Source organism: Sphingomonas yabuuchiae (assembly GCF_001477495.1).
Lineage (GTDB): Bacteria > Pseudomonadota > Alphaproteobacteria > Sphingomonadales > Sphingomonadaceae > Sphingomonas > Sphingomonas yabuuchiae_A.
In genome coordinates, this window is record NZ_LDTF01000099.1 from 1 (window position 1) to 24,764 (window position 24,764).

General features: G+C 66.8%; 25 protein-coding genes. 12 read left to right on the forward strand and 13 right to left on the reverse strand.

Annotated features, from left to right (window positions below; all coding sequences use genetic code 11):
- Both NS355_RS19225 and NS355_RS15760 read left to right on the forward strand, forming a co-directional pair.
- Positions 1–238, forward strand: a 238-nt coding sequence (locus NS355_RS19225) for a hypothetical protein (protein WP_209445117.1), incomplete at its 5' end; no start/stop codon positions are given.
- 79 nt (positions 239–317) lie between these two features.
- Complete coding sequence (locus tag NS355_RS15760; RefSeq protein ID WP_167345476.1) at positions 318–1,493, forward strand: carbohydrate porin; 1,176 nt, start codon at positions 318–320, stop codon at positions 1,491–1,493.
- A gap of 84 nt (positions 1,494–1,577) precedes the next feature.
- Here the strand turns inward: NS355_RS15760 and NS355_RS15765 are convergent, their stop codons facing one another.
- Positions 1,578–4,487 (reverse strand): TonB-dependent receptor domain-containing protein, encoded by a 2,910-nt coding sequence (locus NS355_RS15765; protein ID WP_058746554.1) that lies wholly within the window; start codon positions 4,485–4,487, stop codon positions 1,578–1,580.
- A 435-nt stretch (positions 4,488–4,922) separates the two neighbouring features.
- On the opposite strand from NS355_RS15765, the gene NS355_RS15770 reads away from it, so the two are divergent.
- Both NS355_RS15770 and NS355_RS15775 read left to right on the forward strand, forming a co-directional pair.
- Positions 4,923–6,470 (forward strand): L,D-transpeptidase family protein, encoded by a 1,548-nt coding sequence (locus tag NS355_RS15770; protein WP_209445118.1) that lies wholly within the window; start codon positions 4,923–4,925, stop codon positions 6,468–6,470.
- Between the two features lie 9 nt (positions 6,471–6,479).
- Entirely contained in the window at positions 6,480–6,830 is a 351-nt protein-coding gene (locus NS355_RS15775; protein WP_244489712.1) for a hypothetical protein, read from the forward strand.
- A 137-nt stretch (positions 6,831–6,967) separates the two neighbouring features.
- Here NS355_RS15775 and NS355_RS15780 read toward each other — a convergent pair whose 3' ends face one another.
- Genes NS355_RS15780 through uxuA form a run of 3 tightly spaced genes read right to left on the reverse strand, consistent with a single transcriptional unit; the run spans position 6,968 to position 10,940 of the window.
- The gene (locus NS355_RS15780; RefSeq protein ID WP_058746556.1) at positions 6,968–8,344 is read right to left on the reverse strand and encodes a mannitol dehydrogenase family protein; all 1,377 of its coding nucleotides are present in this window, start codon (positions 8,342–8,344) and stop codon (positions 6,968–6,970) included.
- Complete coding sequence (uxaC, locus tag NS355_RS15785) at positions 8,341–9,753, reverse strand: glucuronate isomerase (RefSeq protein ID WP_058746557.1); 1,413 nt, start codon at positions 9,751–9,753, stop codon at positions 8,341–8,343. The genes NS355_RS15780 and uxaC overlap by 4 nt, the downstream gene beginning before the upstream one ends.
- Complete coding sequence (gene uxuA, locus NS355_RS15790) at positions 9,750–10,940, reverse strand: mannonate dehydratase (protein WP_244489713.1); 1,191 nt, start codon at positions 10,938–10,940, stop codon at positions 9,750–9,752. Before uxuA ends, uxaC begins: the two co-directional genes overlap by 4 nt.
- Before the next feature lie 151 nt (positions 10,941–11,091).
- Here uxuA and NS355_RS15795 point away from each other — a divergent pair, with 151 nt between their 5' ends.
- A complete protein-coding gene (locus NS355_RS15795) occupies positions 11,092–11,991 on the forward strand; it encodes a sugar kinase (protein WP_058746558.1) in 900 nt (299 codons plus the stop codon).
- Positions 11,992–12,452: 461 nt separating this feature from the next.
- Here NS355_RS15795 and rplA read toward each other — a convergent pair whose 3' ends face one another.
- Both rplA and rplK read right to left on the reverse strand, forming a co-directional pair.
- The gene (gene rplA, locus NS355_RS15800) at positions 12,453–13,145 is read right to left on the reverse strand and encodes a 50S ribosomal protein L1 (protein WP_058746559.1); all 693 of its coding nucleotides are present in this window, start codon (positions 13,143–13,145) and stop codon (positions 12,453–12,455) included.
- Between the two features lie 4 nt (positions 13,146–13,149).
- Positions 13,150–13,581 (reverse strand): 50S ribosomal protein L11, encoded by a 432-nt coding sequence (gene rplK / locus NS355_RS15805; protein WP_007407063.1) that lies wholly within the window; start codon positions 13,579–13,581, stop codon positions 13,150–13,152.
- A gap of 242 nt (positions 13,582–13,823) precedes the next feature.
- On the opposite strand from rplK, the gene NS355_RS15810 reads away from it, so the two are divergent.
- Genes NS355_RS15810 through NS355_RS15820 form a run of 3 tightly spaced genes read left to right on the forward strand, consistent with a single transcriptional unit; the run spans position 13,824 to position 16,342 of the window.
- Complete coding sequence (locus NS355_RS15810) at positions 13,824–14,582, forward strand: hypothetical protein (protein WP_058746560.1); 759 nt, start codon at positions 13,824–13,826, stop codon at positions 14,580–14,582.
- A gap of 12 nt (positions 14,583–14,594) precedes the next feature.
- Positions 14,595–15,758, forward strand: coding sequence for a M48 family metallopeptidase (locus NS355_RS15815; RefSeq protein ID WP_058746561.1), 1,164 nt, complete (start codon positions 14,595–14,597; stop codon positions 15,756–15,758).
- Positions 15,755–16,342: a hypothetical protein gene (locus NS355_RS15820; protein ID WP_058746562.1), complete on the forward strand. Its 588-nt coding sequence runs from the start codon at positions 15,755–15,757 to the stop codon at positions 16,340–16,342. The genes NS355_RS15815 and NS355_RS15820 overlap by 4 nt, the downstream gene beginning before the upstream one ends.
- 66 nt (positions 16,343–16,408) lie before the next feature.
- Here the strand turns inward: NS355_RS15820 and nusG are convergent, their stop codons facing one another.
- From nusG to NS355_RS15840, 4 genes are all read right to left on the reverse strand, one after another.
- Positions 16,409–16,945: a transcription termination/antitermination protein NusG gene (nusG, locus tag NS355_RS15825; RefSeq protein ID WP_058715475.1), complete on the reverse strand. Its 537-nt coding sequence runs from the start codon at positions 16,943–16,945 to the stop codon at positions 16,409–16,411.
- A 10-nt stretch (positions 16,946–16,955) separates the two neighbouring features.
- A complete protein-coding gene (secE, locus tag NS355_RS15830) occupies positions 16,956–17,153 on the reverse strand; it encodes a preprotein translocase subunit SecE (protein ID WP_056433493.1) in 198 nt (65 codons plus the stop codon).
- A gap of 426 nt (positions 17,154–17,579) precedes the next feature.
- Positions 17,580–17,762, reverse strand: a complete 183-nt coding sequence (locus tag NS355_RS15835) for a YbdD/YjiX family protein (protein WP_058746563.1) — start codon at positions 17,760–17,762, stop codon at positions 17,580–17,582.
- Positions 17,759–19,804: a carbon starvation CstA family protein gene (locus NS355_RS15840; RefSeq protein WP_058746564.1), complete on the reverse strand. Its 2,046-nt coding sequence runs from the start codon at positions 19,802–19,804 to the stop codon at positions 17,759–17,761. The genes NS355_RS15835 and NS355_RS15840 overlap by 4 nt, the downstream gene beginning before the upstream one ends.
- Before the next feature lie 311 nt (positions 19,805–20,115).
- Between NS355_RS15840 and NS355_RS15845 the strand changes: the two genes are divergently transcribed.
- Together NS355_RS15845 and NS355_RS15850 are read left to right on the forward strand one after the other, a co-directional pair.
- A complete protein-coding gene (locus NS355_RS15845; RefSeq protein ID WP_056433501.1) occupies positions 20,116–20,325 on the forward strand; it encodes a cold-shock protein in 210 nt (69 codons plus the stop codon).
- 58 nt (positions 20,326–20,383) lie between these two features.
- A complete protein-coding gene (locus NS355_RS15850) occupies positions 20,384–20,569 on the forward strand; it encodes a hypothetical protein (protein WP_056433505.1) in 186 nt (61 codons plus the stop codon).
- Here NS355_RS15850 and NS355_RS15855 read toward each other — a convergent pair.
- Positions 20,564–21,412 carry a MipA/OmpV family protein gene (locus NS355_RS15855; RefSeq protein ID WP_058746565.1) on the reverse strand — a complete coding sequence of 283 codons (849 nt, stop codon included), beginning with the start codon at positions 21,410–21,412 and terminating at the stop codon, positions 20,564–20,566. The genes NS355_RS15850 and NS355_RS15855 overlap by 6 nt on opposite strands.
- Positions 21,413–21,523: 111 nt before the next feature.
- Here NS355_RS15855 and NS355_RS15860 point away from each other — a divergent pair, with 111 nt between their 5' ends.
- Positions 21,524–22,114: an NADPH-dependent FMN reductase gene (locus NS355_RS15860; protein ID WP_058746566.1), complete on the forward strand. Its 591-nt coding sequence runs from the start codon at positions 21,524–21,526 to the stop codon at positions 22,112–22,114.
- A gap of 400 nt (positions 22,115–22,514) precedes the next feature.
- Here NS355_RS15860 and NS355_RS15865 read toward each other — a convergent pair whose 3' ends face one another.
- On the reverse strand, positions 22,515–23,186 hold the full coding sequence (locus NS355_RS15865) for a thymidylate kinase (RefSeq protein ID WP_058746567.1): 672 nt from the start codon (positions 23,184–23,186) through the stop codon (positions 22,515–22,517).
- Positions 23,186–23,464, reverse strand: coding sequence for a chorismate mutase (locus NS355_RS15870; RefSeq protein ID WP_056433511.1), 279 nt, complete (start codon positions 23,462–23,464; stop codon positions 23,186–23,188). Before NS355_RS15870 ends, NS355_RS15865 begins: the two co-directional genes overlap by 1 nt.
- A gap of 109 nt (positions 23,465–23,573) precedes the next feature.
- On the opposite strand from NS355_RS15870, the gene NS355_RS15875 reads away from it, so the two are divergent.
- Entirely contained in the window at positions 23,574–24,584 is a 1,011-nt protein-coding gene (locus tag NS355_RS15875; RefSeq protein ID WP_058746568.1) for a polyprenyl synthetase family protein, read from the forward strand.
- The last annotated feature ends 180 nt before the right edge of the window (positions 24,585–24,764 follow it).

A 24,764-nucleotide genomic window follows, 5' to 3' on the forward strand; every position in this document is an offset into this window, starting at 1 on the left:
ACCGGAGTGGATCGTCTCCCGCTCTGGCGAAACGCAGCTCGATAAAACGGCCGCCTGTACAGCCTTAGGCCTTCAGGCCCTCCGCCATGCCCATGCCGACAGGCGAACGAGGCTCGCGATCGTGCCGCGATATGGTCCATTTCGTCGCGGGAGGGGCTTTGCCGGGCTGCTCGACACGGATGCGATGTCCGTCTTAGGAGACGAAGGCTGCGGCCCTGGTCAGGCGGCCGTCGCATGAGGGCGGGAAGGGGACTGGGCATCCGCCCAATCGCCAAGGGGGATGATGAGCGATGACATTGCGTCAATCGATCATACTGATGGCTGCGCCCATCCTTGTGTCGCCGTCGCCTGTTCTGGCGCAGCAGGAGGAGCAGCGCGTCGAAACCAGTGGCGAGGTTGAGGAGGAGCGAACGCGCGCCTTCAGCCTGCGGCTACTCTATAAGGCCGATCTCGTCGGTGTGGCGGCGGGCGGGCGCGCACGGGGCGCGCGGTTTCTGGACAATGCCGACCTGATGGCCGGAGTCGACTTGGATCGCGCGGCGGGATGGGAAGGGGCGAGCGCCTATGTCGGCGTCCTGAGCAATGCCGGGGCGCGGCCCAATGACATTGCGGGCACGTTGCAGGGCGTCAACAATATCGAGGTCGGCAGCCCCGATGCTGTCCTCTATCAGGCCTGGGTGCAACAGCGTTTCGCCGGGGACCGTGGATCGATCCTGGTCGGCAAATATGATCTGAACAGCGAATTCTACGCCAATCCCTCGGCCGCCGCGCTGATCGCACCCGCTTTCGGCATCGGGTCGGAACTGGCGGCGACGGGACCCAATGGGCCGTCGATCTTCCCGCAGACCGATCTGGGCATTCGCGTCCGTCTGGAGACCAAGCGCCATTATGTGCAGGCGGCCGTGATCCGCGCCCCGCGCGGCGTGGCGGATGAGGACGGTCCGCGATCGGCCCTGTTCATCGCGGAGACGGGCCTGAGGGGGCGGACGGCGATCACCATCGGCGGCTGGACCTATAGCCATCGACAGCAGCGGATCGTGCCACCAGGCGTTACCCTTGGACCGGATACCGCCGCGTCGCATGGCCTGTACGCCTTGGTGGAGCAGGATGTGGTCGGGCAGGCGGACACGATAGGGTATTGGTGCGCCTTTCTGCGCGCGGGCCTGTCCGATGGATTCGCGACGCCCTTTGCGGACGGAATGCAGATCGGGGTGACCGGGCATGGTGTCCTGCCGTTACGTCCCGAGTCGCTCCTTTCCATCGGGTTCGCGACGGCCGGATTGAGCCGGGCCTATCGCCGATCCAATCCTCCGGGCGAGCCGCCGCTGACGCGGTCGGAAAGCACGATTGAGCTGACCTACAGCGATCGCGTGGCGCGCTTCCTGACCCTCCAGCCGGATGTGCAATATGTCCTTCGTCCGTCGGGACTGCCCGATGCACCCGGCGTGGTCGTGCTGGGGCTACGGGCGATCGTCGATTGGAAGATTCATTGAACGGAACCCCTCCCGCGATGGGGAGGGGCCTGTTGTTATGATCCATGGAAGTGGCCGGGGTCCGTCGCCCCGGCCACGCCATCCCTAGAATTTGAAGCCAAGTCGGGCATAGCCGAACTGGCCCGGCAGGTCGTAGGTCGTCGGATCGAAGCCGCCGCAGCTCAGGCAGTCGGGGGCACGCTGGCCCAGGATGTTGTTGACCCCCATGGTCAGGGTCAGCCGCTGCGACAGCCAGGGCATGGTCCAGCCGATCTGGGCATCCAGATACAGGATCGGCTTCATCTCGCGATTGTCATAGGCGGGCTCGATAACCTTGCCGATATAGCGCCCGGTGAGCGAGGCGAGGAAGGTTTCGCTCGACCAGTCGATCGTCGCGACGCTCTTGAAGCGGGGATAGGCCTGGTCGCCGCGCTCGGTGCCCTGCCGTTCCAGCTTCTCGCTGCCGGTCGCGGTGGGCAGGGTGGTCGAATATTCAAACAGGAAGTTGCTCGCCCAGTTCAGGCCGAAACTGCCCGCCCCGACGCGCGGGCTGCGATAGATGAGGGTGACGTCGATCCCCTCGCTCTTCAGCGAGGCGATATTCTGGAGCAGGCCGCGAATCTGGGTGATCTGGCCGCTACCGGTCGAAGAACGCGTGATCGCGCCGCAGCTGACCGCGTCCCGCTGGTTGACGCAGTTGGCGAGCAGCACGTCGGCACCGACCGAGGCGATCGCGTCGTCGACCCGGATGGTGTAGTAATCCGCCTCCAGGCTCAGCTGGCTGGCGATACCGGCCTCGCGCGCCCAGCTCGGGCTATAGACGCCGCCCAGCACCCAGCTTTCCGACCGTTCGGGCTTCAGCGCGCGATTGCCGCCGGTCAGGATCGGCAGCTGAAGGCCGTTCTGCACATAATTGACTGGCACGCCCAGCGCGACGCAGTTCTGCCGCACCGTGCTGTTGGCGGGCAGGCTGGCGATACCCGAGCAGGGATCGATGACATTGCCGTCGAAGCGCGACGGCGTGCCGAACAGCTCGCCGATGCTGGGGGCGCGGAACCCTTGCGCCCAGGTGCCGCGCAGGCGCAGATCCTCGAACGGTTTCCAGCTGAGCCCGCCCTTCATCACCGTGCGGTTGCCGCTGGTCGAATAGTCCGAATAGCGTGCCGCGAACGACCCTTCGAGCAGGCGGAAGAAGGGCACGTCCTTCAGCACCGGGATGCTGAGTTCGCCATATACTTCGTGGACGTCGAACGCCCCGGCGGTCGGTTGGGCCGGGATGTCCGAGCCCAGGCCCGCCGCGACGATGGGATCGGGGTTGAACGATCCCGTCTGGCGGCGGAACTCATACCCGGTGGCCAGTCCCAGCGGCCCGGCGGGAAGCTGGAGCAGCGTGCCGGTCAGGTTAAGGGTCGCGTCGGTCATCGTCTGTTCGGACCGGTCGCGCTGGGTGAAGGTGACATAGTTGATCATCGCGGGGGTGATCGAACCCGCCCCGCCGAAGATATTGAACGGCACGCACGCGCCGGTGCAGTTCGCCACCGGGCCCAGCGCCTGCGCCAGATTGGCGGCGTTGACATTGCCATGCGCGACCTGCTTGGCCTGGTTCTCGGCATAGATCAGGTTGGCGTCCCAGTACCAGGTGCCCGCGCCGATCGGAATCTGGCCGTCCAGCGTGCTGGACATGTACATGGTGTCGACCCGCTGGCTGTAATGGCGCGGGCCGTTCTCGACGAAGCGGCGGCCGATAAAGGCGTAATTGGCGGGCGTGCCGTTGTTGCCCGCGCTCAGCGTCACGCCGAACGGGTTGAACGGATTGGTCCGGTCGATCGAGATGGTGTCGAGCAGATTGCCGTTGCCCGCATCCGGCCCGACGAACAGCGGCAGCGGCGCGGCCTGATTGTCCGAGGTGCGGCGATTGTAGATCAGCCGGGTGCTGAGCCGGACATTATCCGCCAACTGGCCGGTGAAATTGACGAAGGCGCCGACGCGTTCCTGCGGGGTCAGCAGATAGTTGAACGGGCGGAAATTGAATCGGTCGGCGACGGTGAAGGCCTTGAAATCGCTGTTCGCGCCGGTCGGGTTCAGCGGATCGAAGCGCGGTTGGGTCAGCGGATTGCTCTTCAGCGTCAGGTTCATCGACTCGCCCGTGACGGGGTTGTTGATGATGAACCGGCCATTGGGCGTGCCCGAGCTGCACGTCGTGGTGCACGCGGTCGCGCCGGGATCGGGGAAGGCGTAATAGGGCCGGTCACCCGCGAAGACCGATCCCTGGTTGATATAGTTCGCCCCGACCACGACGGAGACGCGGTCGTCCGCCGTCCGGTGGCCCCAGCTGAGTTGGTAATTCTGGGTGACGCCGTCGCCCTTGTCGTAGCCGCCGAGCTGCGCGGTGGCGAGGAAGCCGTTCTGGCGCTTCTTGGTGATGATGTTGACGACGCCGGCGATCGCGTCGGAGCCGTAAATGGTCGAGGCCCCGTCCCGCAGCACGTCGACGCGCTCGATCATGCTGTCGGGAATGGCGTTCAGGTCGACCGCGCCGGGAATGCCGCTTGCCGCGCTGCCGTTGATGAAGCGCAGGCCGTCGACCAGCACCAGCGTGCGGCGGCTGCCCAGATAACGCAGGTCGATTTCGGCCGAGCCGGCGCCGACGCCGCCGCCATCGGGCGGGTTGCCGTTGTTGCCGGAGCGGTTGAAGCGGGAATTGAGTCCGCCTGCGGCACCCGGCAGGCGCTGCAGCACGTCGCCGATCGAGGACAGGCCGGTGCGCGCGATATCCGCGCTGTCGATCGCGGTGAGGGGGGCGCTCTGGTCCAGCGGGTTGCGACGGATACGCGAGCCGGTGACGACGATCGTATTGTCGCCCGTTGTCGCATCGTCGCTGGCGGCATTTTCCGCCACGCCCGTGCCGCCGCCCGTCACCTGGGTCTGCGCCTGCGCGTCGACCGCCAAGATCAGCGCGCCGACAGCCGCACTCGCCAGCGCCCATTTGCGCAACCGGCTTGGTCCGTAAGCCATGATCTTTTCCCTCTTTTGGTTTTACCGACTCCCGTTCCTGCTGCGGATGTGAGGTGCCTCTTTGCGGGCTGCCTTCGATATTCGATACGTACGACCCGGCGATCCGGGACAGATGAGGCGCTTTTTGGTGAATGACGGACCGGTCCTGTACCGGGCCGTTCGTCTTTCCCCATAGGCGGGTGTATACAAAATATGACCGGGGATCGTGTCAAGCGCTGGTCTTGGGGTGAGGGGGCGGCTTTATCGACTCTCGCTTCATTGTGCCCTAGCCAGGCTGCGTGGCGTCGGGCGGCTAACCTATGTTGGCGGACCTCCTCAAATTCAGGGCGTGTGCGACGTTTTGCCTGTCGATCGGTTCAGCTTGGCGTAGGATAGCGTGATGTAAAGCGCCGCTCCCACGACGACATGCCGACGAACAGGGGCTATCATATCCGCATGACCAAAATGCCTTTCTCCGTTTCCCGCCCGTCCGTTGCCCGGCTGCTCGGTACGTTGGCGGCCGGGTCCATGATCGCGACGCCGCTGCTGGCGCAGGTCGCGCCGCCGCCGGTGATGGTCCCCACGACGCCGCAACAGATTCAGCCCCCCGCTGCGCAGACCCAGATGGCACCGCCCGCCACCGTGCAGCCGCTGCCGCAAGCCGCCCCCGCCGTAACGATCCCCGCTTTGTCGGAGGCGCAGGCCCGGCAGCTCGCGACGCTGATCGCCGGGGGAGAGGTGGCGCAGGGGCTGCGTCAGGGGCCGCCACGCGACCTGACCACCCTGTCGCCCGCAGCGCTGACCCGCGTCGCGCTGGATTATGCCCATGCGGTGCATGTCGGGCGGCTGGATGCGGCCGACTTCACCAAGGACTGGGGTATCCGTCCGCAGCCTTACGACCCCGCGCCCGGCTTTGTGGAGGCGGTGCGGCGCGATCGGCTGTCGGCCTGGATCGCCTCGCTGCCGCCGCCCTATGCGGGCTATGACGCGCTGGTGAAGGGGCTCGCCCGCTATCGCGCCATGGCGGCGGCGGGGGGCTGGTCGTCGCTCCCGGCGACCACCATCAACTTTGGCGCAAGCGGACCGCAGGTGCTGGCGCTTCGCAAGCGGCTGGCGATGGAGGACCCGGCGGTCAGCGCCACGGGCGACAGGTTCGACGAGGACCTGCTGGCGGCGGTGCGGCGGGCGCAGCGCCGCTATGGCCTGAACCCGGTCGGCACCGTCGGCACCCAGACCATCGCCGTGCTGAACGTGCCGGTGGCGCAGCGCATCCGCCAGATCATGGCGAATATGGAACGCTGGCGCTGGTTGCCGCAGCAACTGGAGGCCAAGCGCGTCCAGGTGAACATCGCCGCCGCCGTGCTGACCGTGTTCGACGGCGACAATCCGGTCATGTCGATGAAGGCGGTAACGGGCCGTCCGGGCAACGAGACGCCGATGCTGGTATCGACGATCCGCAGCATCGTGCTGAACCCGCCCTGGAACGTGCCCAGCTCGATCGCCAACAAGGAGCTGTGGCCCAAGGAAAAGGCCAATCCCGGCTATCTGAAGCGCGCGGGGTTCCGCGTGATCGACAATGGCGACGGCAGCAAGCGGTTGCAGCAATCGTCGGAAAAGAGCGCGCTGGGTCGGTTCAAGTTCGACTTCCCCAATGATTTCGCGGTCTATCTGCACGACACGCCCGCCCAGTCGGGCTTTTCCAAGTTCGACCGGCTGGCGAGCCATGGCTGCGTCCGGCTGGAAAAGCCCGCCGACCTCGCCGCGCTGATGCTGAAGACCACGCCCGAATGGCAACCCGAGCAGGTCGATGCCGTCCTCGCCTCGGGCAAGACGGTGCGCGCCAGCATGGCCGAGCCGGTGGCGGTCTATCTGCTCTACTGGACCGCTTTCGCGAATGCCGACGGACAGGTGGGTTTCCGCGAGGATCCCTATAGCTGGGACGCGCAGCTCGCGACCAAGATCGAGGCCCGCTCGGCCGAGCGCGCCCAGGCGACCAAGGACTAAAGGGGACAGATGATGAAGATTGCCACCAAAAGCGCCATGGCGCTGTTCGCCGCCGGGCTTTTGCTGGCGGGCTGCTCGCGCTCGTCGGAGGACCCGCCCGTGCCGGTCGAGAACGATACGGCCGTGGTCGAGGAGAATATGACCGTGCCCGAGGAGACGCCGGTCATGACCAATGACGCGGACGCCGTCGCCCCGGTCAACATGGCCGCCGACACGATCCCGCCGCCGCCGCCCGAGCGGACGGTCGACCAGCAGATGCTGGACGATGCCTCGGCCACCGGCATGACCGCGCGCGTCCAGCGCACGCCGAGCAGTGATGCACCCCCGGCGGAAGGTATCGAGCCTAAGGACGGCCAGTAAACAAAAAATCCTCCCCGACACGGGGAGGGGGACCGCCGCGAAGCGGTGGTGGAGGGGGCGCTCCGTCAGGTGCGTCCTGTGTGGAAGCCCCCCTCCGTCAGTCCTGCGGACTGCCACCTCCCCTTACAGGGGAGGATTTACGCTTCAATCTCGCGAATTAGCGCAGCCCGCTGCGCCTCGGTCGGCCGCCACAGGCCTGCCATCGAACCGCCGTCCCCGAACAGCGCATCGACCACCTGCGCCGCATCGCCCTGTTCCCACAGCCGGGCCAGTTCCGCCCGTCGCGGATCGGGCGAGGCGTCGTTCCCCGTCCGGATGAAGCGCAGCCACGCCGCCAGCGCGGTAAGTGTCGCAGGCGCCTCCCCGTCATGCGCCGACAGCGAGGACAGCCAGCGCGGGCCGACCTTTTGCGATCCGTCGCTGGCGATCTGCGAGAGGCGATGTTCCAGCGTCCGGTTGGCAAAGCGGGTGAGCAGCGCATCGGCATAAGGCCCCAGCGCCTGCCCCTCGGCGGCGGTGAAGCTGGTCGCCGCCTCGTCCCGCATCAGCCGTTCGACCACGGGCCGGATGGCGGGATCGGCGACCGCCTGGTGGACGAATTCATGCCCGCGCTCCAGACCCAGATAGGCCAGCGCCGAATGCGCGCCGTTGAGCATCCGCAGCTTGGCGGTCTCATAGGGCGCGACATCGGCGACGAATTGCGCACCGCCCACTTCCCAGCGGGGACGGTCGCCCGCGAAATCATCCTCGATCACCCATTGGCGATAGGGCTCGGTGATGACGGCCGCCTCGTCGCGCATTCCTAAGCCCGCTTCGACCGCTGCGCGATCGGCGTCGGTGACGGCGGGGACGATGCGGTCGACCATGGTGTTGGGGCAGCGCCAGTCGCGCTCGAACCATTGCCGTGCTGCCGTTTCGCCCTGATGGTCCAGAAACGCCGCCACGCCGGCGCGCAGCACCCGGCCATTGTTGGGCAAATTGTCGCAGCTGACCAGCGTCAGCGGACCCAGGCCCGCCGCAGCCCGCGCGACCACCGCCTGCGCCAGATAATGATAGATGCTGTTCCCGTCCGCGACGATGCCCGCCAGATCGGTGGAGCCGTCAGGCCGCCGCCAATAGCCTTTTTCGGTGACGGTCAGTGTCACGATCCGCGTGTCGGGCGCGGCGAGGCGTTCGGCCAGCCGCTCGGGCGTTCTGGCGGCGACGATCACCTCGCGGATCGCGCCGATCAGGCGGATGGCCTCGCCCTCGCTCGACCGTTCGGTGACGGTATAGAAGCCGTCCTGCGGCGCCATCTGGTCATGCACGCCCGCCGAACGAAGCGAGGTTGCGGCAATCGCCCAGTCGCGGTCGCCCGCCGCCATCGCGTCGTCGGTATAGACCGCCTGATGCGCGCGGTGGAACGCGCCCAGGCCGATATGGACGATGCCGATCCGTTGCGCCGCCCGGTCATAGCCGGGGCGGGCCACGCTCTCGGGCAGCGTCGTGGCGGTCGCTTCGCTCAGCCGGGTCACAGCCGGTACGCCGTGCGGACCAGACCGTTGGTCAGGGCATGGGCCAGCTCGACGGCTTCGTCCTCCTCCAGCCGATGCTCGGCAACGAGGCGTGCCAGGAAGCCGCAGTCGATCCGCCGTGCGACGTCATGCCGCGCCGGGATCGACAGGAAGGCGCGGGTGTCGTCGTTGAAGCCGACCGTGTTGTAGAAGCCCGCCGTCTCGGTCGTCATCTCGCGGAAGCGGCGCATCCCCTCCGGGCTGTCGTGGAACCACCAGGCGGGGCCCAGCTTCAGGCAGGGATAATGCCCGGCCAGCGGGGCCAGTTCGCGCGCATAGACGCTTTCGTCCAGCGTGAAGAGGATGATGGTCAGGTCGCGTTCGTTGCCGACCACGTCGAGCATGGGTTTCAGCGCATGGACGTAATCGGTGCGCATCGGCATGTCGGCGCCCTTGTCGCGCCCATGGCTGGCGAACAGGCCCGCATTATGGTTGCGGAACGAGCCGGGGTGGATCTGCATCGTCATGCCGTCCGCGACGCTCATCTTGGCCATCTCGGTCAGCATCTGCGCGCGGAAGAGTTCGGCATCGGCGGGCGTCCAGCCGCCGCCGACGATCTTTGCGAACAGTGCCTCGCACTCGGCGGTCGACAGGTTCGCGGTGGCCGCCGTCGGATGGCCGTGATCGGTCGCCGTCGCGCCCAACGCGCGAAAGGCGGCGCGGCGCTTGGCATGGGCGGCGAGATAGCCGGACCAGCTATGGACATCCTCGCCGGTCAGCTCGGCGAAGCGCTGCATGGCGCCTGTGAACTGTTCATGCTCGACATCGATCACGCTGTCGGGGCGATAGGTGGTGATGACGCGACCCTGCCAGCCCGACGCCCGGATCGCCTGGTGATGCACCAGCGGATCGTCCGCGCCTTCGGTCGTCGCCAGGCATTCGATGCGGAACCGCTCGAACAGCGCGCGCGGGCGGAAGGCGGGGGTGGCGAGCGCCTCGCCGATCGCGTCGAAATAACGGTCGGCGGTCGCTTCCTCCAGCGCCTCGTCGAAACCGAAGACCTCGGCGAACACATGGTCGAGCCACATGCGCGACGGCGTGCCGCGGAACAGGTGATAGTGGGACGCGAACAGCTTCCACGCCGCGCGCGGATCGGTCGCCGGGCGTCCGCCGCGATGCGGGATACCCAGATCGTCGAGCGCGATGCCTTGGCTGTAGAGCATCCGGAAGACATAATGGTCGGGCGCGAGCAGCAGGTCGCTGGCGTCGGCCCAGGGCTCGTCGGTCGCGAACCAGCGCGGATCGGTATGGCCGTGCGGGCTGATGATCGGCAGGTCCGCGACTTCGGCATAGAGCGTCCGCGCGATGCCGCGCGTCGTCGGATCGGCGGGCAGCAGCCGGTCGGGGTGGAGTTCCAGCTTGCGGGTCATGCGGTCAGCTCCAGTTCGGCCGGAGCCGTGTTCGCGTTCAGCCCCAGCATGTGCACGATTCCCCGTTCCAGCCCACGCAGTTCCGCCAGCCCGCGCATCCGGCCCAGCAAGGAATAGCCGGGGTTGGAGCTGCGATGAAGGTCGTCCATCATCCGGTGGCCATGGTCGGGGCGCATCACGATGGCGCGGTTTTGCGTGTGCGAAATCTCGACCACCGCCTGCATCACCTGGGTCATGCGGGCATGGCCGCCCAGATGCTCGGCCTCGTGGAAATTGCGCTCACCCGCTTCCCAGCCGACCGAACGCAGGTGAAGGAAGTCGATCCGGTCGGCAAAGCGGCGGACCATCGCGGGCAGGTCATTGTCCGGCCGCGCGCCGAACGATCCGGTGCAGAAGCACAGCCCATTCGCCAGCGACGGCACGGCGGCATAGAGGTGCTCCAGATCCTCCGCCGTGCTGACCACGCGCGGCAGGCCGAAAATGGGGAAGGGGGGATCGTCGGGATGGACGACCAGTGTGATGCCGACCTCTTCGGCGATCGGGCAGACCGCGCGCAGGAAGGCGATATGGTTGGCCCGCAGCGCCTCGGCGTCGATCCCGGCATAGGTGTCGATCGCGCGCTGGAAGGCGGGCGAGTCGAAGCTTTCCTCACTGCCGGGCAGTCCCGCGATGATCGTGCGTTCGAGCTTGTGGCGTTCCTTCGGCGACATGGCGGCGAAACGCTCGGCGGCAGCGGCGCGGACGGCCTCGGAGTAATCCGCCTCGGCCCCCGGACGGCGCAGGATGTGAATGTCATAGGCCGCGACCGCTGCCCATTCGAAGCGCAGTGCGGTCGCGCCGTCGGGCAACTGCCAGTCCAGATCGGTGCGCGTCCAGTCGAGCAGCGGCATGAAATTATAGGTGACGGTCCGCACTCCCTCGGCCGCCAGGTTGCGCAGGCTGTCGCCATAAGCCTGGACGAGTTCGTCGGTCAGTTCGCCGCGCTTGATCGCGTCATGCACCGGCAGGCTTTCGACCGTCGACCAGCCCAGCCCGGCCGCCTCGATCATCGCCCGCCGCTCGGCGATCGCCGCACGCGGCCAGACCACGCCGTTGGGGATTTCGTGCAGCGCCGTAACGACCTCGGTGGCGCCCGCCTGGCGGATGTGGGACAAGGCAATGGGGTCGGCGGGTCCGAACCACCGCATGGACTGGATCATCAACACGGCCGCTATTCCCTCGTCCCAAATCGCCTTTTCTCTGCGGTTAGCGGTAGCATTGGGCATTCGGATTGACCAGTTACAAATTTTGGCCTTGCCACTATTGGGGTGAAGCCTGAGATCGATAGGAGAGAAGTGGATGCGGATCGTCGTCGTCGGGGAAGGGATGATCGAATTGTCGCGCGCGGACGGCGGGTTGTGGCGGCTGGGTCATGGCGGCGACACGCTGAACACCGCGATCCATCTGGCACGGATGGATCGCGACGTCCGCTATGTGACCGCCTTGGGCGACGATCCGTTCAGCGCGACTTTGCTTCAGGACTGGACGGCCGAGGGCATCGACACCAGTCTGATTCTGCGCGATCCGACACGGATGCCGGGCCTGTACGCGATCACCACCGACGAGGCGGGCGAGCGCAGCTTTTCCTATTGGCGGGGACAAAGCGCCGCGCGGCGTACCCTGTCCCTTTCGGGCAGCGAGGCGGTGATGGCTCAGGCGGAGCAGGCCGATCTGCTCCTCTATTCGCTCATTACCCTCGCGATCCTGGACGAGCCGAGCCGGGAGCATCTGTTCGATCTGGCGCAGCGGGTCCGCGCGCGGGGCGGTCGGGTCGCGTTCGACGGCAATTACCGTCCCCGCCTGTTCGCCAGCCAGGACGAGGCACGCGATCTGTGCCGCCGGGCGATCGGCGGCTGCGATATCGGCCTGCCGACGTTGGAGGACGAGGCGATGCTGGTCGACGCCAAGTCCGCCGAAGAGGTGCAGGGTCGCTGGCAAAGCCTGGGAGCGGCCGAGGTCGTGGTGAAGCTGGGGGCCGACGGATGCCTCGTCACCGGCGTCGGCCTCGTCCCGCCGCCCGAGCGCCTCAGCCCTCGTGATACCAGCGGGGCGGGAGATGCGTTCAACGCGGGCTATCTGGGGGCGCGGCTGGACGGATTGTTGCCGGCCGAGGCGGCGGTGCGGGGGCACAGGCTGGCTGGGTGGACGGTGATGCGTTCGGGAGCGATTCCGGCACGGGATGACGACTTGCCGCGCTGATGGATTTTGGACTGACCAAAATTGGTCGGTCGGTCATGGAGTAGGCCCATTTAGAACGGGATGACGAGTGGTCGACGCAAGTTCAACCCCTCCCCTTCAGGGGAGGGGTTGGGGTGGGGCATCACCACAGGCATGGCGTTTGCGGAAGCGCCCCACCCCTGGCCCCTCCCCTGGAGGGGAGGGGGGATTAATCTGACGTCACCCTGCTCTAGCTCCTCCCCTGAAGGGCGGGGGGCAAAATACGCTTGTTCCCACCGCCAGATCCATCCCCCGTTCGCACTAAGCGAAGTCGAGGTGCACGGGATTCGTTCGCGGCGTGGCTGAAGCGTGGCCTTCGACTTCGCTCAGGCTGAACGGAGCGGCGGGAGGTGGGGCGCGCGCCGCCCCCACACACACGAAAAAGGGGGCCGGAACCTCGGTTCCGACCCCCTGATCCTGTCAGCTTGCGCTGGCGGCGTCGGTTACGCGCCCGGGATTTCCGAGACGTTCACCTTGATGCCGCGGCCCATCGTCGACGAGACGGCGACCTTGCGGACATACTTGCCCTTGGCGCCCGACGGCTTGGCCTTGATCAGAGCGTCGACCAGCGCGTCGAAGTTCGCGCGCAGGTCTTCCGCCGGGAACGACGCCTTGCCGATGCCCGAATGGATGATGCCGGCCTTCTCGACGCGGTACTCGACCTGGCCGCCCTTGGCCGCCTTGACGGCTTCGGCGACGTTCATGGTCACGGTGCCGAGCTTCGGGTTCGGCATCAGGCCCTTGGGGCCCAGCACCTTGCCGAGGCGACCGACGACGCCCATCATGTCCGGGGTCGCGATGCAGCGATCGAAGTCGATGGTGCCGCCCTGGATGGTTTCCATCAGGTCCTCGGCGCCCACGACGTCCGCACCAGCGGCGCGTGCTTCATCAGCCTTCGCGCCCTTGGCGAACACGCCGACGCGAACGGTCTTGCCGGTGCCCTTGGGCAGGGTGACGACGCCACGGACCATCTGGTCGGCGTGGCGCGGGTCAACGCCCAGGTTGACGGCGACTTCGATCGTCTCGTCAAACTTCGAGGTCGCGTTGGTGCGCGCCAGCGTGATCGCTTCGTCGATGCCGTGCAGCTTCTCGGCGTCGATCTGGACCGACTTCTGCTTCTTGGTCAGCTTGGCCATGATCTCAGCCCTCCACCACTTCGAGGCCCATCGCGCGGGCGGAGCCTTCGATGATCTTGGTCGCAGCCTCGATATCGTTGGCGTTCAGGTCCTTCATCTTGACCTGGGCGATTTCCGCGAGCTTCGAGCGCGCGATCTTGCCCGCCGACACCTTGCCCGGCTCCTTCGAGCCCGACTTCAGGTTGGCCGCCTTCTTGATGAGGTAGGTCGCAGGCGCGGTCTTCGTCTCGAACGAGAACGAACGGTCGGCATAGACGGTGATGACGGTGGGCAGCGGCGTGCCCTTCTCGACTTCGCCGGTCTGCGCGTTGAACGCCTTGCAGAATTCCATGATGTTCACACCGCGCTGACCCAGCGCCGGGCCGATCGGCGGCGAGGGGTTGGCGGCGCCTGCAGGGACCTGCAGCTTGATATAGCCGGTAATCTTCTTTGCCATGTCACTCTCTTTTCGAGTCTAGCGGTCGTGACGGGCGCGTGGCGTACGCCAGCACACCCTCCCGCAAGGGTTCCGTCGCAAGATGCTAGGGAAGCGCGGGCCGATAGCCGAAAACGGGAGAAATGGCAAGGCCAGCATTGCGCTTGTCAGGCCCGATCCGGCCATGTCAGTCTCGGGTCATGATGGACGACTCGGTCGAGGGAGCGACCGGTTCCGCCATCGCTCGAACGGGGGTTCGACACATGCGACGGGGATGGGGTGCGCTGGCCTGTGCGGCGGCGCTGACGATGGCGGCCACGCCGCTGGCGGCACAGGAAAAGACCGGCAACAAGCCCGGTTTCACGCTGGCCCCCGGCACCGCGACCATCGTCCTGATGCGGCCAGAAATCGCGGTCGGCGCGCAATCGACCGGCGGGTCGTACGAACCCAATGCCGACTGGACCGACCAGGCGCGCGAGAATCTGGGCAAGGCGCTCGCGGACGCGCAAGGCCGGCTGGGCAACCGGGTCGTCAACCATGTCGAGCCGGTCGGGCAGGGCGCGGCCACGGCGCATGAATATCGTGCGCTGTTCACCGCACTGGCCGACTCGGTCCAGACGTATCAGTTCTTCCCGGGCAATCGCCTGCCCACCAAGAAGCGCGACGACAGTTTCCTGTGGTCGATCGGGTCCGAGGTCGCGAAACTGCCGGGCGTGCAGGGCGCCGACTATGCGCTCTTCGTGACGACCGAGGATCATTATGGTTCGACCGGGCGCAAGCTGCTCCAGCTGTTCGCTGCGGGGGTGGCTGGTGTCGGTGTGAGTTCGGGCGTGCACAAGGGCTATGCCGGGTTGATCGACCTGAAGACGGGCGATCTGGTCTGGCTGAACGCCGACCTCGCCATGGGCGGTGATGTCCGTACGCCCGAGGGCGCGGCCAAGCGCGTGTCGCAACTGCTGGAGGGTTTTCCGGGCAAGCCGGTCGAGACGCCCGCCGCCGCATCCCAGACAGCCGCGCGCTGAGGGGCCGGAATCATGGCTGGATGGATGATCGCCGCGGCACTGGCGGGTGCGGCTCTAGGCGCGGGCGCGTCGGATCGGCTTGCGCCGCTGCCGCCTTACAGTGCGGCCTATACGCCGACGACCGTCGATGAACGGGGGCTGTGGCAACAAACCGACGAGGCGGAGCGCGCCCTGCGCGACTCGCCCGCCGTGCTGCGTGACGCCGCGCTGAATGCCTATATGGCCAAGGTCCTTTGCCGCTCGGTGGGTGAGGATCGGTGCAAGGGCGTGCGAATCTATGTGGTGCGCGCGCCGGTCTTCAATGCTTCCATGACGCCGAACGGCATGATGATCGTCTATACCGGCGCGCTGCTCCGGTTGCGTGACGAGGCCGAGTTGGCGGCGCTGCTCGGCCATGAGTTCGGGCATTTCGAGATGCGCCACACCCTGGCCAGTTTTCGCCGGGGGCGGACGATCGGCGACATCATCGCCTGGACCAGCGTGCTCTCGCCCTACAGCACCTTGCCGGTCAGCCTGATCCAGCTGCATTTCTCCTATAACCGTGCTCAGGAGACCGAGGCCGACCTGATGGGCCTGCGCTATCTGACGGCGGCGGGCTATCGGCCGCTTGCCGCCTCGCGTATCTGGGAGCGGCTGATGGCCGAGCAGGATGCGACCGCTCTGGGCCGCAAGCGGCATGTCACGCATCGCTATTCGGCGGGCTTCTTCGCCGATCATCCGACCGAGCTGACTCGCGCCACCTATCTGCGCGAGGCGGCGGGGGCGGATGGGGAGCGCGGCGACGAGTCGCGCGATGCGTTCCTCATCGCGATGCGGCCATGGCGCGCGAGCTTCCTGGCCGACCAGATCAAGCTCAACGATTTCGGCGGCTCGGAATATCTGCTGGGCGAACTGGCGGGCGGGCAATGGACGCCCGACCTGTTGCTGACGCGCGGCGAACTCTATCGCGAGCGCGGTAACCCCCGCGATCTGGTCAGCGCGGCGCAATTCTATCAACAGGCGATCGATGCGGGCTGCACCGATCCGATCGCCTGGCGCGGGCTGGGCCTGTCCCTCCTGCGTGGGCAACAGGAAGCGGCGGGGCGGGCGGCGCTGAAAACCTATCTGGAGCGGGCCCCGCAGGCGAGCGACCGCGCGGCCATGGCGATGTTGATCGGGGAAGGGGGCGTGCAATGAAGGGTTTCAAGGTCGCGGTGATCGGACTGGCGCTGGTCGCGGCGCCCGTGGCGGCGGGCAACAAGCTGATCCCGGCGGGACAGCCCGTGGCGGTCGCCAAATCGGTGCTGACGGTCACGCCCTCGGTCGAATGGAACAAGCTGGGCGCACGGCCGGGGCGCAATTCGGAGACATGGACCTTCGACGGCGACGCGCTGAACGATCTGACCTTCTACGGCGGGATCGAACCCGAACAGACGCTGTTCCGCGAGGTCAGCAAGCGCACCAAGCCGTTGCCGCGTGTCAAGGCGACGATGCTGGTGACGGACATCCCGACTCTGGTCGAGAACAGCTATCGCATCGCGCTCGACACCCCGCTGTTCACCGTGGACGGGATGGAGCCGATGGCCTTTGCGGGCAAGCCGGGCATCCGCTTCACCTACAGCTTCACCCGACTGAAAGAGGACCTGCCGCGCAAGGGTGAGGGGCGCGGGGCGATGATCGGCGGCAAATTGTACCTGATCACCTTCGAGGCGCCCCGGCTGCATTATTTCGACGCCGGGGTGGCGGCGTTCCGGCAGGTGGCGGACAGCGCCAAGCTGTAGGATGCCAGATACGAAAAGGGCCGGTGGCGTCGCCGCCCCGGCCCGTTTTCGTCGGATGGTCCGAACTTACTTCGAGCGTTCGACCTGCTCGAAGTCCAGTTCCACCGGGGTCGCGCGACCGAAGATCGACACCGACACCTTGACCTTGGACTTGTCGAAATCCAGTTCCTCGACCACGCCGTTGAAGCTGGCGAAGGGGCCTTCCAGCACCTTGACCGCGTCGCCGATCTCGTAGTCGACCTTGACCTTGTGCTTCGGCGCGGCGGCGGCTTCTTCCTTGGAATTCAGCATCCGCGTGGCTTCGGTTTCGCTGATCGCTTGGGGCTTGCCCATCGCGCCAAGGAAGCCGGTCACCTTCGGGGTGTTCTTGACGAGGTGATAGACCTGATCGGTCATGTCGAGCTTGGCCAGCACATAGCCGGGCATGAACTTGCGCTCGACCGCGATCTTCTTGCCCCGGCGGGCCTCGGTCACGGTCTCGGTCGGCACCTCGATCTGGTCGACCAGATGGTCGAGGCCCAGACGGGTCGCCTCGGCCATGATCGAGTCGCGGACCTTGCCCTCGAAACCGGAATAAGCGTGGATGATGTACCAGCGCGCCATGAGAACCCTTTTACTTCGCGAACGACAGCAGGGTGCGGACCAGCGTCTCGAAGAACGAGTCGACCGCCAGGAAGAAGATGGCCAGGATCGTGGTCATCACGACCACCATCACACCGGTCATCACCGTCTCGCGCCGCGTCGGCCAGACGACCTTCTTGGTCTCGGTCTTGACCTGGTTGAGGAATTCGATGGGGGTCGTCTTCGCCACTCGTGCCGTTCCCGCACCTGCGTTGAAATTACTGTCAGCGGGGCATGGGTCCGCCGTCGCCTGCCCCAGGGGGCCTGCGACGAAAGGTCCGTCCGCGCTGTTCGGATGGGAACGCGATGTAGCCGTGGTGTGGCCAAAAGGCAAGGGTAGGGCGGGGCGGGGGTTTGCGGGTCACGCGAAGCCACGAGGGCGCGAAGGTTTTTGTTCGCGCGGAGACGCGGAGACGCGGAGATTATCAGGTTCGCGCAGAGGCGCTGAGGACGCAGAGGAGCTTTGCCTGCGCGTAGAAGCGGGAGACTATAAGACGAACGTTGGGATGGTCTGGCCTGTCGGCCGGGCCCTACACCTCCGCGTCTCCGCGCCTCCGCGCCTCCGCGCGAACCAACCTACTCCCTTCTTCGCGCCGTTGCGGCCTCGCGTGAACGATCAGCAGCAGCGCCCGCCATTCTTGCCGCCATACCGCGCCTGTTGCCGCTCACGGAAGAAGGTCACCTCGTCCATCGGCTCCCGGTCGGGATGTTTCATCGCCATGTGCGCCAGATAGGCATCATAGCTGGGCATCCCGACCATGGCGTTGCCGATCTGGCGCAAACGGGCGAGCCAGCTCATTCGGCGGCCACCAGTTCTGGCGGCACTTCGGTCACGCTCGGCCGGTCGATCCTGCGCGCGATCAGGCAGGTGCGCACCGCATAGACCAGGATCGCCAGCACGACGCCCAGGAAGATCGCGCACAGCCCGGCATCGATCCGGTCGTTAAACACGATCCGCCCCATGTCGCCCATGGTCTTGGCGGGCGGCAGCACCTTGCCCTGCGCGGCGGCGCCGGCGAACTTGTCGGCATGGGCGAGGAAGCCCACGCGCGGATCGGCCGAGAAGATCTTCAACCACCCGGCGGTCAGCGTGCACGCCAGCAGCCAGATGGTCGGGATCACGGTGATCCAGGCATAGCGGTCCTTCTTCATGCGGAAGAGGACCACGGTCGCCAGCATCAGCGCCACGGCGGCCAGCATCTGGTTGGAGATGCCGAACAACGGCCACAGCGTGTTCACCCCGCCCAGCGGATCGGTGACGCCTTGATAGAGGAAGAAGCCCCAGGCCGCGACGCACAGGGCCGTCGCGATCAGGCCCGGCGCGACCTTGCTCGATCCCCGGAAGCTGGGGACGACCAGCCCGATCAGGTCCTGCAACATGAACCGGCCTGCCCGAGTCCCCGCATCGACCGCGGTCAGGATGAACAGCGCCTCGAACAGGATGGCGAAATGATACCAGAAGGCCTTCATCGCCTGTCCGCCGAACAGGTGGCTGAAGATTTCCGCCATCGCCACTGCCAGTGTCGGCGCGCCGCCCGCGCGGCTGATGATCGTATGCTCGCCCACGTCCCGCGCGACCTGCGCCAGCGTGTCGGCCGAGATGGGGAAACCCATCGCGGTCACGGCGGCGGCGGCGCTGGCCGGATCGGTGCCCAGCACGGCGGCGGGCGCGTTCATCGCGAAATAGATGCCGGGGTCGAGGATCGAGGCGGCGACCAGCGCCATGATCGCCACCGCGCTCTCCATCAGCATCGCGCCGTACCCGATGAACGGCGCGTCCTTCTCGCTGGCGATCAGCTTGGGGGTGGTGCCGCTGGCGATCAGCGCGTGGAAGCCCGACACCGCGCCGCAGGCGATGGTGATGAACAGGAAGGGAAAGAGCGGCCCCGCCCAGACCGGCCCGCTGCCGTCGATGAATTTGGTCAGCGCGGGCATCTTCAGCGGCGGCGCCATGATGACGATGCCGATGGCCAGCGCCACGATCGCGCCGATCTTGAGGAAGGTCGACAGATAGTCGCGCGGCGCGAGAAGCAGCCACACCGGCAGGACCGAGGCGACCGCGCCGTAGCCGATCAGAAGGAAGCAGAGCTGCACCGGCGTGAAGGTGAACAGCGGCGCGAGAACCGCCGACTCCGCGATCGACTGGCCATAGACGATCGCCAGGATCAGGCCGATGAACCCGATGACCGACACCTCGCCGATCTTCCCCGGCCGCACCCAGCGGGTATAGCCGCCCATCAGCATCGCCAGCGGCACGGTGGCGGCCACGGTGAACAGGCCCCAGGGGCTCTCGGCCAGCGCACGCACGACGATCAGGGCGAGGACCGCCAGGATGATCACCATGATCATGAAGGCGCCGAACAGCGCGATGGTGCCCGCGACCGGCCCCATCTCCATGCGGATCAGCTCGCCTAGCGACCGCCCGTCGCGCCGCATCGAGAGGAACAGCACCAGGAAATCCTGCACTGCCCCCGCCAGCACGACGCCCGCCAATATCCATAGCGTGCCGGGCAGATACCCCATCTGCGCCGCCAGCACCGGTCCCACCAAAGGCCCGGCACCCGCGATCGCGGCGAAATGGTGGCCGAACAGCACGGTACGGTCGGTCGCGACATAGTCGAGACCGTCGGCGCGGCGAATGGCGGGAGTGGGGCGGCTGGGGTCGATGCCGATCACCCGCGCGATGAACAGAGCATAGTAACGATAGGCGATCAGATAGACCGAGACGGCGGCGGCCACGATCCACAGCGCGTTGATCGGCTCGCCGCGCACCGTGGCGACCACGCCCAGTGCGCCTGCTCCGACGATCGCCAGTGCGATCCAGGGAAGGTGTTTCGTCATGCCCCGCTCGGTCCTCCCGTTATGCTTTATCCTTCTTCTAACCCGCCGAACCGACGACGCCAGTCCCGAAAGCCGATGGAATGGAAGTTCGCGCCTTCGCGGGGGCTTCCGGAAGGCCATGCTGCGGTTCGATGGGGCGATGCGAAAACAGTATTTTTGCCACGGCCCTTACAATTGCGTGCGGGGACCCGATATTGATCCGTGCTAAAGTCGCAAATCGACGGTTCTCTGCTTTGCGGCTCGTTCCTTCTTTCCCTGCACCGCGGCCCCGAACCCGGCCCAGCCTGGTTCATCATGATGAAGGAGCGAATATGAGCATCACCGGAACCGTCAAATTCTTCAACGCCGACAAGGGTTACGGCTTCATCGCCCCCGAGAGCGGCGGCGCGGACGCCTTTGTCCATATCAGCGCCGTCGAGCGCGCCGGGATGATCACGCTGAACCAGAACCAGCGGGTCACTTATGAACTGGAAGAGGATCGCCGCGGAAAGATGGCGGCGGTCAACCTTCAGCCCGCCTGAATGTCGAAGCGGTAGCCGGTCCGGCTACCGCTTTTTTTGTGGCCCGAAAGGATAATCCATGTCTCGCGATGCCATCTTCTTCCGCAATCAGGCCGAGATCGAGCGCAACAACGCCGCCGATGCGACATTGCAGAATGTCCGCGACCGCTGCGAGCGTGCCGCCGCCTCCTGGGACGCGATGGCCGTCCGGGCCGAGCGGGCGGAACTGGGACGTGCGGCGGCGGCGGCGCGAGCGGCGCTATAGGCCGAAGCGGAACCCGTAACCCAGTCCCAGCGTCGCCTGCAGCCGCTGCCCCCGCTCTCGGATCAACGGCGAGTCGGCGGCCGGGCCGCCCAGCCGCTCCAGGTTGGTGAACAGCGTCAGCGCGCTGCGGCGGTTCAGCGGACAGACGATATTGCCGCCCAGGCCATAGGACAGCACGCCGCCGTCCGCGCGGTACGGGGCAAGCCCGGTGCGCGTCGATTGCGCCGGGGAAATGCCGAAATAGGTCTGCACGAAATTCGCGCTGGCCAGCGTCATGCGTGGCCCCGCGCTGACGATCGCACGGCCGATCCGGGTGCGATAGGCCGCCGACAGGTCCGCGACCACGCCGTCATGCCCGCCGAATCCTTGCCGCACCTCCGCCCGTGCGCGCCAGGCGCGGCGCGGGCCGAAGGATTTCTCGACGAAGCCGCCGATCTCGCCCGCCGCCTTGATATTGCCCATGCCCTCCAGCGCGTCGCTGCCCCCTGCGATCAGGAAGGGCGAGCCGCCGTTGCGCTCGTCCCGGCCGAAGCGGATCTTCACCAGCGGCCCGGCACGCCAGCCGTCGCGATGGACCGCATTCCACCCGATCCCATCGGGCACCGAGGCGAAGAGCGTGTCGCCGTAATTCACCCGCAGATCGGGAAACAGGGACAACGCCATATCGCGCGATCCGGCCCAAGCCGGGCTGAGGACGGGTGCAGCGCCGATGGTGATGTTCCAGCCTGTCGGGGTGCCCGGCGCACCAGTCGCCATCCCGGGCGGCGGACCGCTTGGTCGCACCTCCTGCGCCGCTGCCGGACAAGCGAGCAGCGCGACGATCCCCAAAGCCCTGACACGCATCCTTCATCTCCCTGCCATGTGGGATAGGGCGAGATTCGGACCGCCGCAACGACAGGGATTCGGCAAACTTAGCGCTTGCTCCGCTGCGCGGTCCGGGGTGAAAGGCGGAGCATGGCTCACTCCTCTTCCCCGCTCGTCGTCGGCATCGGCGGCACGATCGGCAGCGTCTCCTCGACCGAGCGTGCGCTGCGCACCGCGATGACGGCGGCGGCGGACGAGGGGTTCCGCACCCATGTCTTCGGCGGCGAGGACCTCGCGCGCCTGCCGCTCTACAACCCGCGCGCGGGTGAGCGGACCGAGGCGGAGCAGGTGTTCGTCGACACCGTGCGACAGGCGTCGGCGATCATCATCGCCAGCCCCGGCTATCATGGCAGCATCTCGGGGCTGGTGAAGAACGCGCTCGACCTGCTGGAGGAAACGGCAAAGGACGACCGGCCCTATTTCGCCGACCTGCCCGTGGGGCTGATCGCCACCGCCTATGGCTGGCAGGCGACGGGTTCGACCATCGCGGCGTTGCGCTCGATCGTCCATGCCCTGCGTGGCTGGCCGACGCCCTTCGCGGCAGCGGTGAACACGCAGCAGACGCGCTTCGACGCGGAAGGGCGGATCAGCGATCCGGCGGTCGAGGGGCAGTTGCGCCTGGTGGGCCAGCAGGTCGCCCGCTTCGCGCCGCTGGCGGGGACGATCCGCGCGTCGAACTGAGGGGCTTTACGGTGTAGATGTTTGTTTCACGCAAAGCCGCGATGATACGAAGATTTTGATTTCGCGCGGAGGCGCGGAGAACGCAGAGATGTATTGCGCGCGGCAGAGCGCAGTCTTCTTTTCTCGATCGCTGGATGGAGAAGGGCGGCAAGAGCCGCGGGTCCGACACCTCCGCGTTCTCCGCGCCTCCGCGCGAACCAACCTCTTTCTCTTCGCGGCATCGCGTGAGCAAAAAGATTGTTCCCACTGCACCTTTGCTCCCGTTCCCCGGCGAAGGCCGGGGCCCAGTTCCTGCCAAGGCTGGTGGCGCGCCGAAACGTCGCGTGGGAGGCAGATGCGACGCGCCTTCTACAGCGCCTGGAAACTCGACCCCGGCCTTCGCCGGGGAACAGTCGGTAGGTTAGCGCAGGCGCTCCATCGCCAGCGTGGTGATTTCGTCCGCAATCTCAGCTGGATTGCGCAATGCGCCGCCCGCCACGGTCGACACCGTCGCCCATTCGCCCAGCATCGCCCCGTCCGCCATTGCGGCGTAGTTCGCGCGGACCCGCGCCTGGAGCCCCAGATCGGCTTCATAGGCGTCATAGGTGTCGTCGGTATAACTGCGCTTGCGCTTGCGGGCGATCAGGTCGCGCGCGACGTCCAGCGGCGTGTCGAGATAGACCGACAGATGCGGGGCGGGCAGGCGGAACTGCACCGTCTCCAGCTGCTCGATCCATTGCAGCAGGGCAGGCGCCTGATCAGCGGGAACCTGCGCCGCCTGATAGGCCATGTTCGACGCGATATAGCGGTCGAACACGATGATATCGTGCGTTTCCGCCAGCTCGATCAGATGCGGCCGCGATTCGAATCGGTCGAGCGCATAGAGGGTCGCCGCCGTCTCCGGCGCGGCGGCATGGGGCAGGCGGCCGGCCAGATATTCGCCCAGCGCCCAGCCGCCGACCGTTTCGGCATAGCGCGGAAAGGACAAGGCCGCCGCCGACAGCCCGGCGGCGTTCAGCCGCTCGGTCACGGCCGCCGTCGCGGTCGCCTTGCCTGCGCCGTCCGCGCCCTCGATCGCCAGGAGGAATGCCATCAACCGCGCAGTCGCTCATGGTGGCGGATCACTTCGTCGATGATGAAGCGCAGGAATTTCTCGGAAAATTCGGGGTCGAGCTGCGCATCGCTCGCCAGCTGGCGCAGCCGGGCGATCTGCGATTCCTCGCGGCCGGGATCGGCGGGGGGCAGTTCGTTCTCCGCCTTGTAACGTCCGACCGCCTGGGTGATCTTGAACCGCTCGGCCAGCATGAAGACCAGCGCGGCGTCGATATTGTCGATCGACTGGCGATAGCCGGTCAGCACGGTGTCGGACATCGATACGTCTCCCTCTGGCGCAGCCGCGTCCCACGGCAATTTCGCGTGCGCCCTTTCGCGCTTAGGCTTGCGTTCGGCAAGCGTTGTCGCCAGAGGCTCTTACCTGCCCATGACCGTAACCGCCACCCGCCTCGCCAAGCCCGCGCCCTCGCTGGACCCGATGATCCGGCTGGTGGCCGACGACATGAACGCCGTGAACCAGGTCATCATCGACCGCATGGCGTCGGAGATTCCGCTGATCCCGCAACTGGCGGGGCACCTGATCGCGGGCGGCGGCAAGCGGATGCGCCCGATGCTGACGCTCGCCAGTGCGCAACTGCTGGGCTATCGGGGCACCAGCCACCATGTCCTGGCAGCAGCGGTCGAGTTCATCCACACCGCCACGCTGCTGCACGACGATGTCGTCGACGGCTCCGACCTGCGGCGCGGGCGGCGGACGGCCAACATCATCTGGGGCAATCCCGCCAGCGTGCTGGTCGGCGACTTCCTGTTCAGCCGGTCCTTCCAGCTGATGGTCGATGCGGGCAGCCTGAAGGTTCTGAACATCCTGTCGGGCGCGTCGGCGGTGATCGCCGAGGGCGAGGTGAACCAGCTGACCGCCGTTCGGCAAGTGGGTCTGGCCGAGGAGCGCTATCTCTCGATCATCGACGCCAAGACCGCCGCGCTGTTCGCCGCCGCCTGCCGCATCGCGGCGGTCGTCGCCGAGCGGCCCGAGGCGGAGGAGCTGGCGCTGGAGGCCTATGGCCGGAACCTGGGCATCGCGTTCCAGCTGATCGACGATGCGATCGACTATGTGTCGGACGCAGGCACCATGGGCAAGGACGCGGGCGACGACTTCCGCGAGGGCAAGATGACCCTGCCGGTGATCCTGGCCTATGCACGCGCGAACGACGAAGAGCGCGCCTTCTGGAAGGATGCGGTCGAGGGACGTCGGACGTCGGACGAGGACTTCGCCCATGCCATCGCGCTGGTCCGCAAGAGCCGGGCGGTCGACGACACGATGGCCCGCGCGCGCCATTATGGCGGGCTGGCGATCGAGGCGCTGCGGGGCTTTGCCGATGGCCCGGCGAAGAGCGCGATGATCGAAGCCGTCGAGTTCGCGGTCGCGCGGGCTTACTGACCCTTTTTCGACCCCTGCGAAGGCCGGGGCCCAGTTGCTGGGGGTTATCGAAGGCGTAGGGCGGTTAGCCTCCCCCGCCTCGCGTGGCGCATCACCAGCTTGGTGGAACCTGGGCCCCGGCCTTCGCCGGGGAACGGCTAAGCGGGAAAGGGGGGGAAGTCCTTCACCCCGCCCGCCAAA

What these genes read in the sequence shown, in the direction of transcription:
- NS355_RS15865 (WP_058746567.1), bottom strand. Translation starts at nt 23,186, where the DNA reads ATGGCATTCCTCCTGGCGATCGAGGGCGCGGACGGCGCAGGCAAGGCG.
- NS355_RS15770 (WP_209445118.1), top strand. Translation starts at nt 4,923, where the DNA reads ATGACCAAAATGCCTTTCTCCGTTTCCCGCCCGTCCGTTGCCCGGCTG.
- NS355_RS15810 (WP_058746560.1), top strand. Translation starts at nt 13,824, where the DNA reads ATGCGACGGGGATGGGGTGCGCTGGCCTGTGCGGCGGCGCTGACGATG.
- nusG (WP_058715475.1), bottom strand. Translation starts at nt 16,945, where the DNA reads ATGGCGCGCTGGTACATCATCCACGCTTATTCCGGTTTCGAGGGCAAG.
- NS355_RS15775 (WP_244489712.1), top strand. Translation starts at nt 6,480, where the DNA reads ATGATGAAGATTGCCACCAAAAGCGCCATGGCGCTGTTCGCCGCCGGG.
- NS355_RS15765 (WP_058746554.1), bottom strand. Translation starts at nt 4,487, where the DNA reads ATGGCTTACGGACCAAGCCGGTTGCGCAAATGGGCGCTGGCGAGTGCG.
- NS355_RS15860 (WP_058746566.1), top strand. Translation starts at nt 21,524, where the DNA reads ATGGCTCACTCCTCTTCCCCGCTCGTCGTCGGCATCGGCGGCACGATC.
- NS355_RS15760 (WP_167345476.1), top strand. Translation starts at nt 318, where the DNA reads ATGGCTGCGCCCATCCTTGTGTCGCCGTCGCCTGTTCTGGCGCAGCAG.
- NS355_RS15845 (WP_056433501.1), top strand. Translation starts at nt 20,116, where the DNA reads ATGAGCATCACCGGAACCGTCAAATTCTTCAACGCCGACAAGGGTTAC.
- NS355_RS15835 (WP_058746563.1), bottom strand. Translation starts at nt 17,762, where the DNA reads ATGAGCTGGCTCGCCCGTTTGCGCCAGATCGGCAACGCCATGGTCGGG.
- rplA (WP_058746559.1), bottom strand. Translation starts at nt 13,145, where the DNA reads ATGGCCAAGCTGACCAAGAAGCAGAAGTCGGTCCAGATCGACGCCGAG.
- uxuA (WP_244489713.1), bottom strand. Translation starts at nt 10,940, where the DNA reads ATGCGGTGGTTCGGACCCGCCGACCCCATTGCCTTGTCCCACATCCGC.
- rplK (WP_007407063.1), bottom strand. Translation starts at nt 13,581, where the DNA reads ATGGCAAAGAAGATTACCGGCTATATCAAGCTGCAGGTCCCTGCAGGC.
- NS355_RS15840 (WP_058746564.1), bottom strand. Translation starts at nt 19,804, where the DNA reads ATGACGAAACACCTTCCCTGGATCGCACTGGCGATCGTCGGAGCAGGC.
- NS355_RS15875 (WP_058746568.1), top strand. Translation starts at nt 23,574, where the DNA reads ATGACCGTAACCGCCACCCGCCTCGCCAAGCCCGCGCCCTCGCTGGAC.
- NS355_RS15815 (WP_058746561.1), top strand. Translation starts at nt 14,595, where the DNA reads ATGGCTGGATGGATGATCGCCGCGGCACTGGCGGGTGCGGCTCTAGGC.
- NS355_RS15795 (WP_058746558.1), top strand. Translation starts at nt 11,092, where the DNA reads ATGCGGATCGTCGTCGTCGGGGAAGGGATGATCGAATTGTCGCGCGCG.
- NS355_RS15820 (WP_058746562.1), top strand. Translation starts at nt 15,755, where the DNA reads ATGAAGGGTTTCAAGGTCGCGGTGATCGGACTGGCGCTGGTCGCGGCG.
- NS355_RS15870 (WP_056433511.1), bottom strand. Translation starts at nt 23,464, where the DNA reads ATGTCCGACACCGTGCTGACCGGCTATCGCCAGTCGATCGACAATATC.
- NS355_RS15855 (WP_058746565.1), bottom strand. Translation starts at nt 21,412, where the DNA reads ATGCGTGTCAGGGCTTTGGGGATCGTCGCGCTGCTCGCTTGTCCGGCA.
- NS355_RS15850 (WP_056433505.1), top strand. Translation starts at nt 20,384, where the DNA reads ATGTCTCGCGATGCCATCTTCTTCCGCAATCAGGCCGAGATCGAGCGC.
- uxaC (WP_058746557.1), bottom strand. Translation starts at nt 9,753, where the DNA reads ATGACCCGCAAGCTGGAACTCCACCCCGACCGGCTGCTGCCCGCCGAT.